General features: G+C 37.9%; 15 protein-coding genes and 1 other annotated feature. Of the genes, 2 read left to right on the forward strand and 13 right to left on the reverse strand.

The genetic code is table 11. The features are described from left to right. Positions 1-327: 327 nt before the first annotated feature. From NYE61_RS10170 to NYE61_RS10185, 4 genes are all read right to left on the reverse strand, one after another. Entirely contained in the window at positions 328-762 is a 435-nt protein-coding gene (locus tag NYE61_RS10170; protein WP_095311784.1) for a spore coat protein, read from the reverse strand. A gap of 35 nt (positions 763-797) precedes the next feature. After that, positions 798-1,337 (reverse strand): spore coat protein, encoded by a 540-nt coding sequence (locus NYE61_RS10175; RefSeq protein WP_303449081.1) that lies wholly within the window; start codon positions 1,335-1,337, stop codon positions 798-800. Between the two features lie 122 nt (positions 1,338-1,459). After that, positions 1,460-1,666: a spore coat protein gene (locus tag NYE61_RS10180; protein WP_303449083.1), complete on the reverse strand. Its 207-nt coding sequence runs from the start codon at positions 1,664-1,666 to the stop codon at positions 1,460-1,462. A gap of 671 nt (positions 1,667-2,337) precedes the next feature. Further along, complete coding sequence (locus tag NYE61_RS10185; protein ID WP_303449085.1) at positions 2,338-2,643, reverse strand: hypothetical protein; 306 nt, start codon at positions 2,641-2,643, stop codon at positions 2,338-2,340. A 205-nt stretch (positions 2,644-2,848) separates the two neighbouring features. On the opposite strand from NYE61_RS10185, the gene NYE61_RS10190 reads away from it, so the two are divergent. Beyond that, positions 2,849-3,820: a rhodanese-related sulfurtransferase gene (locus NYE61_RS10190; protein ID WP_303449087.1), complete on the forward strand. Its 972-nt coding sequence runs from the start codon at positions 2,849-2,851 to the stop codon at positions 3,818-3,820. Between the two features lie 82 nt (positions 3,821-3,902). Here the strand turns inward: NYE61_RS10190 and NYE61_RS10195 are convergent, their stop codons facing one another. Continuing rightward, positions 3,903-4,595, reverse strand: coding sequence for a hypothetical protein (locus tag NYE61_RS10195; protein ID WP_303449089.1), 693 nt, complete (start codon positions 4,593-4,595; stop codon positions 3,903-3,905). Further along, positions 4,592-5,704, reverse strand: a complete 1,113-nt coding sequence (locus tag NYE61_RS10200; RefSeq protein ID WP_303449091.1) for a dipeptide epimerase — start codon at positions 5,702-5,704, stop codon at positions 4,592-4,594. The genes NYE61_RS10195 and NYE61_RS10200 overlap by 4 nt, the downstream gene beginning before the upstream one ends. A gap of 83 nt (positions 5,705-5,787) precedes the next feature. Between NYE61_RS10200 and NYE61_RS10205 the strand changes: the two genes are divergently transcribed. Further along, on the forward strand, positions 5,788-6,261 hold the full coding sequence (locus NYE61_RS10205) for a glutathione peroxidase (protein ID WP_303449093.1): 474 nt from the start codon (positions 5,788-5,790) through the stop codon (positions 6,259-6,261). A 93-nt stretch (positions 6,262-6,354) separates the two neighbouring features. Here the strand turns inward: NYE61_RS10205 and NYE61_RS10210 are convergent, their stop codons facing one another. The 7 genes from NYE61_RS10210 to NYE61_RS10240 form a co-directional block, all read right to left on the reverse strand. Further along, positions 6,355-7,077 carry an amino acid ABC transporter ATP-binding protein gene (locus tag NYE61_RS10210; RefSeq protein WP_251660387.1) on the reverse strand — a complete coding sequence of 241 codons (723 nt, stop codon included), beginning with the start codon at positions 7,075-7,077 and terminating at the stop codon, positions 6,355-6,357. After that, complete coding sequence (locus NYE61_RS10215; RefSeq protein ID WP_095311766.1) at positions 7,070-7,729, reverse strand: amino acid ABC transporter permease; 660 nt, start codon at positions 7,727-7,729, stop codon at positions 7,070-7,072. The genes NYE61_RS10210 and NYE61_RS10215 overlap by 8 nt, the downstream gene beginning before the upstream one ends. A gap of 21 nt (positions 7,730-7,750) precedes the next feature. Then, entirely contained in the window at positions 7,751-8,545 is a 795-nt protein-coding gene (locus NYE61_RS10220; protein ID WP_303449097.1) for an ABC transporter substrate-binding protein, read from the reverse strand. A 33-nt stretch (positions 8,546-8,578) separates the two neighbouring features. Further along, positions 8,579-9,739, reverse strand: a complete 1,161-nt coding sequence (locus NYE61_RS10225) for a M20 family metallopeptidase (RefSeq protein WP_303449099.1) — start codon at positions 9,737-9,739, stop codon at positions 8,579-8,581. A 256-nt stretch (positions 9,740-9,995) separates the two neighbouring features. Then, positions 9,996-11,435, reverse strand: a complete 1,440-nt coding sequence (gene proS / locus NYE61_RS10230; protein ID WP_118889754.1) for a proline--tRNA ligase — start codon at positions 11,433-11,435, stop codon at positions 9,996-9,998. Between the two features lie 297 nt (positions 11,436-11,732). Next, positions 11,733-11,955: a binding site (T-box leader), on the reverse strand. 37 nt (positions 11,956-11,992) lie between these two features. After that, on the reverse strand, positions 11,993-12,535 hold the full coding sequence (locus NYE61_RS10235) for a GNAT family N-acetyltransferase (RefSeq protein WP_339317411.1): 543 nt from the start codon (positions 12,533-12,535) through the stop codon (positions 11,993-11,995). Between the two features lie 25 nt (positions 12,536-12,560). After that, entirely contained in the window at positions 12,561-13,112 is a 552-nt protein-coding gene (locus NYE61_RS10240) for an isochorismatase family cysteine hydrolase (protein WP_095311758.1), read from the reverse strand. Between the last annotated feature and the right edge of the window lie 3 nt (positions 13,113-13,115).

A 13,115-nucleotide genomic window follows, 5' to 3' on the forward strand; every position in this document is an offset into this window, starting at 1 on the left:
TTCAAACTCCAATTTCCTTTTGCTATCTTAACTTTAACCTCTTTTTAGTAAAAATGCAAGCGTTTATAAATTAATTTACGGTTAAAACTAATTGATTTTTTCAATAATAACAAAAAAGGTTAAAATGAAGAATTATTTCTTTTAAATTGGATATATACAAAGATAATAAAGCCTAAATCAAGTCTCAGCAAATATACTCCGGTACAAAACCGGAGTATAAGGTATTAAATTTTTCCGAATAATCTGCATAGAAAGCGAGGGAAAATTCGATCCATATAAAATCTATTTCTTCTTAACATCTATTTTTTTGTGTCTTAAGATATTCTTCTAGAATACATCCAAAGTTGCTACGATAGCTATAAGAATTTGTATCAACAATTGAATATTAATCGCTACATCTGCGTCCAGTGTAATGATTCTGACATGTTTTGAACAATCAACAATTGTTTTTTGACGATTGCTCTGTCTTGTTCTAGAAATCTGTTTAAAGTCTTGCAAGACAGCCTTTGCCCGTTCAGAATCACCAATTGATATACTAAGAACTACTGCGATTGCTGCTTGAATACCAAGTTGCAAGGAGACTGCAGCTTGCGCATCTGTTGTAGATACATGAACATCTTCAGAGTTCTTAATGATTATCCATTCATCTGATACCTGCTTAACAGAATCACGCTGTACAGCTTCTTGTTCCACGTCAGCATTATTGTCCTCCCTATGATCATCACAGTGATCTAAAGCTCTCCATTCTTTATACTTCGACATATTCTATACACCTCTTTTCAGTAAAATTTTTCATTTTATAAAATGTCGACGATTATGACCAGTGCTAATAATAACTGCAGCAAAGCCTGAATATTGACTGCTAAGTCTAAATCTGTTGTAGTGACCCTTGCATCTTTTGTATTGTAAATATAGATTTTTTGTCGGTTTGATTGAGTCAAATCAAATTGCTGTATTAACTCTTGTGATACTGCTTCACTTTGATCAGAATCTCCGATTGTAATTCGTAATACTAGTGCAATCGCAAGTTGTAATCCTGCTTGCAGAGAAATTCCTGCTTGCGTATCCGTAGTATTAATCTCGATATTACAGGACTCTTTTACCCAAATTAGCTCCGCTGACTCTTGTTCCATAAATGCAAATTCATCACCGGATTGTGAATCTGTTGCATCATTGTTATAAAAAAAGTTGTTTTCAAATCTTGATTCGTTTCTTGACCCATTCCTACACCACTCGCCACAATAATTACCACTGCTCCTGCGACGTTCTTCGGAATCTACATAAAACTGTTGCTTGCTGTTATCACTATAATCTCTTGACCGTCTGTAAACTCCCATCTTGACACTCCTTTCTTCTAGTTATAAGATAATTTATGGTTTTTAAAACTAGAAGATTGTATAGTTGTACTAGTAATCTTATAAATAAAGAAAACACCTACGTGTAGGTGTTTTCATACTATTTATTCTTCATTTTGATTTGCATTTCTCTTTTTGAATTGATCAACTTGGTCTTTTAAATCTTCTACCATTTCTTTTAGCATCTGCTTCTGCTCATCAGTCAAATTCTTCTTTAATTCATCTGGCTTAATGCCATTTTTTCTGAATATACTATCGACCATAAGATCAACTACTTTTTCCGGTATTTGCTGCTTCGGTGCATCACTCATTCACTTCACCCTCTTCCATTTAATATATTTTATACTATGGAAGTTAACTAGAAATTGACTATGCTGTTGTCTATGATGAGTGAGCGTACTACATCAGGCAGTATGAAATTGCGAACGGAAAGCTATTTACCGATTTGTGGTGAGACTAAAAGATATATTTATAAAGCTTTCTACTGCATACTTGCCAACAGTTTTCACGCATGTAAACGCATATTTTATCAATGTAAGCAATATTAGTGAAAATATCTTTTTTCTTCAAGGTTGCATCAAAATTGTGACGAAGGTATTTCATGTATTGAGAAAATGGGAGAAAAGCTCTGAACCAGATGAAATCACTTGGATAAACGATATCATAAGCTAAATGTTCTGGTATATAAACCTGAAATAAAAAAAGATACGAACCCGTTTACATTCAAACTGATATTAAAATCACATAAAAATTTTCAATGACCTGTAAATACCGGAAGGAGCCAAGAGAAAATAGAAAACGAGAGATTTAATAGACAAAAAACCTTAGGTATTGAGCTCTCTAATTCCCGAAAATAAAACACTATGTTAGTAATTTAAAACCTCTTCCATTTCTTTAACTTGACACTTAAGATTGATAAAAGTGAGGGTTAAAGTTTGAAGTATATTAAATGAGTTTTAACCCTCTTATCAAATAAAATAACTTACAATAGTTCACAATTTAATTCGTCTGCTAATTCCAAATCCCATTCATCCATTATTCTGTTGAAAACACTAGGTGTCATACTCTCAGGTCTCTCTTCTACTGAATCAATAAGCACTTTCAATCTATTTAATTCATTTATTACATCATACCCTGATTGGATTAATCTCTTTCCTGGACAAGAGTTTTTTCTAAACGAGTTCCCTTCCTTACTATTCTGGAGATGAAATGAACGAAATAAGAAGTCCTCAGTATAGCGAAATACCGACTGCATTGATAATAATACCTCTTTTTCACCTTCTGACAAGTCATTGTTACTAAGTAATAACCTTAGTGATTGTAGACTATTAGATGTATCTGAGCAAAGTACAAATACGTTTTATCTTTGGATTTCAGAAGAGGGTGGCAAAGAGACAAAAAAAGTGATAAAATAACTTCTTGCAAGATAAAAAGAGAATACCGACTACCAACCATTTATATCTTGCAAATATGAATGAACAGGTGGTAATGAAATGGAAAGCAATCACAATTATCAGGTTTTATTGTACTATAACTATGTTCACATTGAAGATCCAGAAAGCTTCGCTGCTGAACACCTCAAGTTTTGTAAAGACCTTGAGTTAAAAGGCCGTATCTTAGTAGCAGAGGAAGGCATCAATGGTACCGTTTCTGGAACAGTTGAACAAACGAATAAATACATGGAAGCAATGCATCATGATTCACGTTTTGCAAACATGGTATTTAAAGTTGATGCACACGATGGACATGCGTTTAAAAAGATGCACGTACGTCCACGTAACGAATTAGTTACACTTCGTTTAGAAGATGATATTAATCCACTTGAAACAACAGGAAAATATTTAAGTCCAAAAGAGTTTAAAGAAGCTTTATTGGATGAAGATACTGTTGTGTTGGATGCGCGTAATGACTATGAATTCGATCTTGGCCATTTTCGTGGCGCGATCCGTCCAGACATCAAAACATTCCGCGATCTTCCAGAATGGGTACGTGAAAATAAAGAGCTATTAGATGGCAAAAAAGTTTTAACGTACTGCACAGGTGGTATTCGCTGTGAGAAATTCTCCGGGTGGCTTGTAGAAGAAGGCTTTGAAAATGTTGGTCAATTACATGGCGGAATTGTTACCTACGGGAAAGATCCAGAGGTACAAGGAGATCTATGGGATGGACAATTGTACGTATTCGACGAACGTATCGCTGTACCTATAAATCGAAAAGAACACGTTGTAGTCGGCGTTGATTATTTCGATGGTGAGCCGTGTGAACGCTATGTAAACTGTGCGAACCCTGAATGTAACAAACAAATCCTTAGTTCTGAAGAAAATGAGCATAAATATTTACGCGGATGCACACATACTTGCCGTGTAACACCACGTAACTTGTACGTGAAAGAGCATAACCTATCTCAAGAAGAAGTGGAAGAGCGCTTAGCACTTCTTGGTGAAAGCTTTAAGCAAGAAGCGTAATCAATATAATATAAAAGGCTGCTGCACGAAACACATTCGTGCAGCAGCCTTTTTTAAAGTCCGCTTCCATTTCAAACATGGACTATTTTTCAAACCTTACATAGACTTCTTCTCCGTCCATCCTCATCGATACACCATAAAAGCCTAACGCTAACACATCCTGCTGTTTTGCTATATCATCCATACGGACCTCAATCCACTCTTCCGATTGCAGTTCGGTCTCACTTGATGCTAAATCCTTCCTAAATACATAGCGAAGCTTACCATTGTATTTGTCTTTAAGGACAGCAATTTTCATACCTAAAGAAAATTTATCCTTTAAGCTGGGAAAATTAAAAGGAGCAACCGTTGATAATAGATAGCGATAGCGATTTCGGTCAACATTACGCAGTAACAGCTTGCCCATATATGTCTGCAGCCCATTTCCTCGAAACCTAGGATCGACGTTTGAGATTTCGGAATATAAAATGCGATGGAATTCTGTTTGTTCTAACCCGATATCCGCACCTAATCCCTCATCATCATTTTCAGGGGCAAGCATCGCACGAAATGCTATTAGGTTATTCTCTACAAAAATACCGATCATCATTTGCTTATCCTCTAGAATATTCGTAAATTCCTCCGTGGTAAGCGGTTCTAATACATCAGGGTGCGGTAGAGCGTTTACGACTTTCTTTTGTAATTCCAGGATTCTCGCCAAATCTCCAATACGTAAATACCTGGCATAAAAAATTTGTCCATTACGAAGTGCTCCTGTTGCTAATTGTTCACTCATCGACTAATCCTTTCTGAATATATGGTTAAATCGTTTAATATTGCTTCGTCTATATCAATTCCAAGACCTGGTTTTTCATTTAATTTAATAAATGGTACATCATATGTTAAATTACCAACATCTTTTGCGAACTTTAAGGGACCTGTTAATTCAACACTTGTTATTATTTTTTTCGAGAAAGCTACATGAAATCCAGCTGCTGATCCAACGGAGGACTCGACCATTGAACCAACCTGACATGTTATTCCTGCCATTTCAGCTATATGTGCCAGCTTATTTGCCGGGTAGATACCGCCACATTTCATGAGTTTAATGTTCACTTTATCTGCGGCACGCTTTGTAATAATATCTCGCATATCTTTCATACCTTGCAAGCCTTCATCAATCATCATTGGAATGGTTGATTTCGCTTTTGCTTCAACCATTGCATCAAGATCATCACCAAGCACTGGCTGCTCCAGCCAATCGATGGACAAATCCTTTAGTTTTTCCAATGCTTGTAATGTTTGAGCACTTGTTTGCCATCCTTGATTCACATCAACCCGAAGTGCGATATCTTCTCCTACACGTTCACGAATGCTGCGAATCCGCTTAACATCGTCTACAATATTTGTTCCAACTTTGATTTTAAAGGAACGGTATCCTTGTTCAACTCGTTCAGCAGCTTCTTCTGCCATCTTCTCTGGCGCGCCGATACTAAGAACATGTGTGATTGGGAATTTCTTATGATATCTTCCGCCTAGCAGCGTATAAACAGGGACACCGAGTGATTTGCCAGCAGCATCGTAACAGGCAATATCAATCGCGGCCTTTGCTGTCGGTACCCCCTTAACCAGTCTGTCCATCTTATCGTGGAGCCGTTCCATATGTAATGGATTTTCTCCAATCATGGCTGGGGCTAATTTCGTCCGCAGAAGCGCATATGTGCTATCCCATGTTTCTCCAGTGATATGTTCATCAAACACGCTTTCTCCGTAGCCAATGATTCCAGTATCTGTTGTCAGTTTCACAATAATAGAGGGCATGGAATCATATCTTTCATAGCTAATAATAAATGGCTGAATAAGTGGAAGCTGAATCGCAAATATTTCAATTTCAGTGATTTTCATTGTATACTTCCTTTCCATTTTATGAGTTAATTGACTAGTTATCATCCACTTGCTATCCTTCTTAATAAAGGGAGGGTTTTCATATGTCTGTTTACAATTATAAAGCAAAAACAATCCAGGGTGATGAGAAATCGCTTGCTGATTATAATGGTAAGGTATTACTAATCGTGAACACCGCAAGCGAATGTGGCTTCACACCTCAATTCCAAGAGCTACAAGAGCTATATAAAAAATACAATACAAAAGGGTTGGAAATTCTTGGCTTCCCTTGCAATCAATTTGGTGAACAGGATCCGGGAGCAGATACACAAATTGCCCAATTTTGTAAGAAGAACTATGGTGTTACATTCCCGATGTTTAGCAAGGTCGATGTAAAAGGGGAAAACGCTCATCCGCTATTCTCTTATCTTACTTCAGAAAAGAAAGGGCTCTTAACGGAACAAATCAAATGGAACTTCACCAAATTCCTCATTGATAAAAACGGACAGGTCGTTGAACGGTTTGCTCCACAGAAAAAACCAGCAACGCTTGAAAAACAGATTGAAGCATTGCTTTGAGAATTTGAGAATTTGAGAATTTGTGTACTTCAAAAACCCTATAGCGATAGGAAAACTCCCCCCACAATTATGTTGGAAGGAGTTTTTCATCTTCTATAGTACTTTATCTAAAAAGTCTTTCGCACGGCTCGTCTTCGGTTCTGTGAAGAATTCCTTCGGGTCCCCTTCTTCCATCAAAACACCGCCATCCAGAAACAAAACTTTATCTGCTACTTCTTTTGCAAAATTCATCTCATGTGTAACAATAACCATTGTCATCCCAGTTGTAGCCAAATCCTTCATAACATCAAGCACTTCTTTTACCATTTCCGGGTCTAGTGCAGATGTCGGTTCATCAAACAGCATAATTTCTGGTTCCATCGCAAGTGCTCTAGCAATTGCAACACGCTGCTTTTGCCCACCTGACAAACGATTTGGATAAGCATCTTCCTTATCCGTTAAACCAACTTTTGCAAGTAACTCTTTGCCTAATCTATTTGCTTCTTGCTTTGAGAGGTTTTTTACCTTTTGCGGTGCATACGTCACATTTTCCAAAACCGTCATATGAGGAAACAAATGAAAATGCTGAAATACCATTCCGATATTTTTACGGATTTTTAATTTATCCACTTTTCCTGCTGTAATATTTATGTCGTTTATATGAATCTCACCTGATGTCGGTTGTTCTAAAAGATTCAGACATCGCAGAAACGTAGATTTACCCGAACCAGATGGTCCAATAACCGCAACAACTTCGCCATGCTTAATCGTTGTTGAAATACCTTTAAGCACTTCATTCTTTCCAAATGTTTTAGATAAATTCGATGTATTAATCACTCTGTCTCATCCTCCGTTCTACAAGTCCACCAATTTTCGTGAGAATGAATACCATTACCCAATAAATTAGCCCAGCAAATAAAAGCGGCTCAAAATTACGATAAATATCTGCACCGACAATTTGTGCCCGGCGCATTAAATCTAAATAACCAATAGTAGATACGATAGCTGATTCCTTTGTTAATGTAATAAACTCATTCATTAATGCAGGAAGGATATTTTTAAAAGCCTGCGGCAGGATGATATTCAGCATCATGGATTTATAAGGTACTCCAAGTGCTTCTGCTGCTTCAGTTTGTCCTTTATCAACTGCCATAATTCCGGCACGAATAATTTCAGATACATATGCCGCCGAGTTCAATCCAAATGCAAGCACTGCTGACACAAATGCCGTAATATCTAATCCAGTTAGCTGCGGTACCGCGAAATAAATAATCATTAATTGCAAAATAAGCGGCGTCCCTCTAAAAATAGACGTATATGCATCTGCTATCCATTTTAATAATGGTACCTTTGTAATTTTACATATTGCTAATAATGTACCTAGAATGAATCCTACAATAATCGATATACTTACAAACTTTAATGTTGCCACTATTCCTTCCAATATAAAAGGAATATAAGGCACGATTTGGTTGAAGTCCAAATTCATGCCTATCACCTCAATTCCCTACTATTCTGATTCTGTTAACCATTTTTCTTGTAATGCTTCAATTTTACCGTTGGACTGAAGCTCTTCCAACACACCGTTGACATCTTCCACCAATTCGCTTTCTTTCGGGAATGCAATTGCCATTCCTGGAGATACGGTTGTTGGATCATCAAAACCAACAAAACCTTGAGATTCAATGTAACCTGTAGCTACTTCTTTATCCATATACATTACATCAAGACGATTGGAATTCATTTCTTGTACTAAAATACCTGCATTATCTACTTTTTTCACTTCAAATCCATACTCTTTACTTAACTCGTCAGCACCTTCTTCTTGAATGGTTCCAAGCTGAACCCCAACGATTTTCCCTTCTAAATCTTCTAAGCTTTCTACTGGTGCATCTTCTTTCGTAACAAACATTTCTCCTGAGCGATTATATTCGATTGAAAAGTCCACATTTTTCCTGCGATCCTCTGTCGCACTCATTCCTGCCATAACCATATCCACACGTCCAGCTTGCAGCGCTCCAACCAAGCCATCAAAATTCATATCTTCAATCTTTAGTTCATACCCTAATTCATCCGCAATTAATTGTGCCAATTCAATATCGAATCCAATAAAATTACCTTCTGTATCATAGGACTCAAACGGTGGGAAGTCAGCTGATGTTGCCATGGTAAGTACTTCCTTATTTCCTGCTTCATCTGACTCCGCATTATTTTCGTCACCAGTCCCGGTTTCACTTGTTCCACATGCCGCAAGCAATGCAATGATTGAAGCTGCCATCAATAATTTAACCAATGAAAATTTCATGTGATTAGCCCCTTTGTCCAATTATGTTTTTTATTATTTCGTTTTTTTAAATTCATCTTGTATTGCTTTAAATAATTTACTATCTGTTAATACATCATAGCCAGTCTTTGCTAATGATAACGCGCCATCATGAAGTGCTTGATGTCCCTCTTCTGTAATGGTAGTATCAGCAAATTCCTTTGTATGTGGAACGAGCCTTGCTTCATTCATGCCGATATAAGGGTGGATTGCTGGTACAACTTGGCTTACATTCCCCATATCAATTGAACCGTACGTTTCCTTCGGCGGAAGAACAGCTTGATTACTCGTTTCCTTCAGATTTTTCGTATATACATCGGATAAAACTTGATTCGTAATCATGTTATCATAGCTTAATTCATAGTTCGTTATTTCGAGTAATGCACCAGTCATACTCGCTGCGCCCTCTGCGATATGTTTTACCTTTTCAACAACTTCATTCAAATAGTCACGACTTTTTGCTCGGACATAAAACTGTGCTGTTGCTTTATCCGGAACAACATTTGCCGCCTGGCCACCTTCAGAGATAATTCCATGGATGCGAACATCTGAAGTGACATGCTGACGAAGTGCATTAATACCATTAAATAGCTGAATCACACTATCTAGTGCATTAATCCCTTGCTCCGGAGAAGCAGCTGCATGGGACGGTTTTCCAAAATAACTAAATTGGATGGCATCCATCGCCAGCGATTCTCCACTCTCATGAGATGTCCCACCAGGATGAACAATCATTGCTACATCGATGCCATCAAATATTCCTTGTTCACTCATCGGTACTTTAGCCCCATTTGTTTCTTCTGCTGGGGTGCCTAGTACAATAACACTACCACCAACCACATGTAAAAGTTTACTAAGTGCTACTGCTGCACCGGTACTCATTGTTCCTATTAAATTATGACCACAGCCATGACCGACGCCTGGTAATGCATCATATTCTGCTAAATATGCAATTTTAGGACCTGGTTTACCACTATTAAATTCTGCTTTAAATGCTGTCGCTCTTCCTACGATATTTGTTTCAATTTCAAATTGATGTTCTTTCAAAAATGCAACTAGCTTTTGCATCGACTGATATTCTTGATCTCCAAGCTCTGGATTTTCATATAAAGAATCACTAATATTCAATAGTTGTTGTTTAATTTTTCCTATTTCTTCTATCAACTGCTGCTTCATTATTTCCTCCATAGGATGTATATTTATTAGTTTATATGTATATTTATAGCACAAATCTACTAGATTGCCAATAGGTAATCGCAAAAAATAATACAGTCAATGTTTTCGGATTAATCCATTAATTTAAATACCGCGGCTTTAAATCTTTTACTATTAAATTCTACGCTCCTAAGCAGATCGCTTTCACCTCTCTGGTCTGCAGCAGATAAAATAAAAACGAGCACCGCTTTACGCAATGCTCGATTCAAAATATTTATTAATATGCTTTTGCCCAAATGACTAATTCTTTCGCTTCTTTGCCACAGCACACACATGTATCTGCAACCTTTTCCTGTTCGAATGGGATACAGCGCGATGTTGCTGTTGTATCTTCTTTGATTTTTTCTTCACACTTCATGTCGCCACACCACATTGCTTTGATGAATCCGCCTTTTTCATCTAATGTTTGCTTGAAGTTATTCATATCTGTTGCAATGGTAGTCATTTCATTACGATGCGCTAATGCTTTGTTATACAGATTTTGTTGCACTTCTTCCAATAATGCTGGTAAACGTTCTTCCAAGTCACTTAATGGAACAAATTCTTTCTCCCCAGTATCACGGCGTGCAAGAACAACTTGATCTTTTTCAATATCTTTTGGTCCCATTTCAATACGAACTGGGATACCTTTCATTTCATATTCATTGAACTTCCAGCCTGGCATTTTATCGCTACCATCAATATCGACACGAACAATGTCTTTTAACTGATCACGTAATGCATATGCTTTATCCAATACACCTTCCTTATGCTGTGCGATTGGAACAATCATTGCTTGTGTTGGTGCAATACGTGGTGGTACGACTAAACCACGATTGTCCCCATGCACCATAATTAAGGCACCCATGATTCGTGTGGAAAGTCCCCAAGATGTTTGGTGAACAAATTGGCTTTCTCCATTTTCGTCCAGGTACGTAATATCAAATGCTTCTGCAAACCCAGAACCGAAATGATGAGAAGTTCCAGATTGTAGCGCCTTACCATCATGCATTAAACTTTCAATCGTCAATGTATATTTTGCACCTGCAAATTTTTCTTTATCTGTTTTACGTCCTTTAAGAACCGGAATTGCTAAATATTCTTCAACAAGAGATGCATAAACCTCAAGCATTTGGTTTGTCTCTTGAGATGCCTCTTCATCTGTGGCATGTGCAGTATGACCTTCCTGCCAATGGAATTCAGAAGAACGCAAGAACGGACGAGTTGTCTTTTCCCAGCGCACAACATTTCCCCATTGATTATAAAGCTTTGGCAGGTCGCGATAGGAATGAATATTTTTTGAATAATAGTCACAGAAAAGCACTTCTGATGTCGGACGGACAGCAATTCGCTCTGCTAATTCATCGTCTCCACCATGTGTTACCCAAGCAACTTCTGGTGCAAATCCTTCGACATGATCTTTTTCCTTTTGCAATAGGCTTTCAGGAATGAATAAGGGAAAAGCAACATTCGAATGTCCTGTTTCCTTAAACATACGATCCAATTCATCCTTAATATTTTCCCAGATTGCATAGCCATATGGCTTAATAATCATCGTTCCACGTACTTGCCCATAATCAACTAATTCTGCTTGTTTTACGACATCGGTATACCATTGCGCGAAGTCGTCTTCCATTGCAGTTACTTTCTCAACAAACTGCTTATTTTTTTTACCCATACGTAACACCTCATTATGATAAATATTTACTTTACTAAATAGGCTTCAAAAAGGTGGATGAAAAAGACTGAGGTCGGCTAAGATCGCAACGTCCTTTTGCAACGCCGATACTAGCATATCCTGTGCGTCGAAATTCGAGCATAGCTCCTCGTATCGTACTTCCACAGCCTGGAAGTGGTGACTTCGACGTTCGAAACAGGACATGTCAGTTTTTAGTCGAAGGTCTTCTGTTCTCGATGCGTCATTTTCAGCAGACTTTTTGAACAGCCTCTTAAATACAAAAAATCCTCCATCCGAAAAAGGGACCGAGGCTTGGTGGTACCACCCTTGTTTGCACGGGGACTCCCCCTTTGCACACTTCACTTGATAACGGTTATAAACCGCGCACATCTTCTAGTCTTTGCCTTTCTGATGGCGAACTCTGAGGCAGGTTCCAATTGCGTCTTACGGAAATTCACACCATCCATTTCCTCTCTTGGAAAGACAAGCCAATTGTACTAATCCTCATCAACGTTTCATGTATTTCATATTTAATATATAGGTATGAAATTATAAAGTCAAGGTTTACTGGTAATCAACTTCTCATAGAGAGAAAACATATCCTCTCCATTTGCTACAACGTCCATTAACGTATAGCCTGCTTGTTGATAAAATTTGTTCAAAGCTGGATTATCAGCCACACAGTCTAAACGAATCCTACCTTTTTCCAATCGGATATTTTGATCGATCCAATCGAGTAACTTCCTGCCAATTTGCTGCTTGCGAAACGCTTGTGCCACTGCTAGTCGATGAATGTAAAAACTATGCTCCTGACATTTTCCCCACAGCTCCATATCCCATTCATTTTGTACATCTGACAGATTCAGGGTTGCAGCCAATTCCTTTTTACGCTCAACGATATAGGTTGTACCAACTAAAATTCCTTGTTTAATCTCGGCAGTTTCTCCGCCATTTCGCAAATATTCCCATTGGGATATACCTTTACCTTCTAACCAACGAGCGGCATCTTGCAATAGTTGAATAACCGCCTCTGCATCTTCATTCGTTGCTTTCCTTACTTTATACTCTCCAAATGTGTTTTCTCGAAATAGCTCCTGCATCTGATTCCCCCTCCTCTCCAACGAACTATACCACTTTTGCACCTAATGTATTGATAAAATGCCCCAAAGCCCAATCATGTCCTTCCTGATTAAAGCTTGCCACCGCATCCTGATGAATAACAATGTTAAACCCTTTGTTATATGCATCAACCGCTGTATGCAAGACACAAATATCCGTGCATACACCAACAATATGGATTTCTCCAATGCCGCGCTCACGAAGCTTTATTTCCAGATCAGTTCCAGCAAATGCACTATAACGCGTCTTATCCATATAATAAACATTTACGTTATTTTTGCTTTTTTCATATACATCTGCAAGCCTTCCGTATAGATTGCGTCCTGGAGTCTCAGCAATATTATGGGCTGGGAAAAGAGTAGTTTCCGGATGCAACCTGTCCCCTTCATGATGGATATCAATTGCAAAAACAACATAATCATCTGCTTGGATAAACTCCTCTGTCAATGCCACTATCTTCTCTTCAATAGCTTGTCCGGGTTCACCTGCTGTAAGTGCGCCATCTGCTGCAACAAAATCATTTGTATAATCGACATTAATCAATGCACGTTTTACCATGTT

The sequence above is a fragment of the Oceanobacillus sp. FSL W7-1304 genome (assembly GCF_037969805.1).
GTDB classification, from domain to species: domain Bacteria; phylum Bacillota; class Bacilli; order Bacillales; family Amphibacillaceae; genus Oceanobacillus; species Oceanobacillus profundus.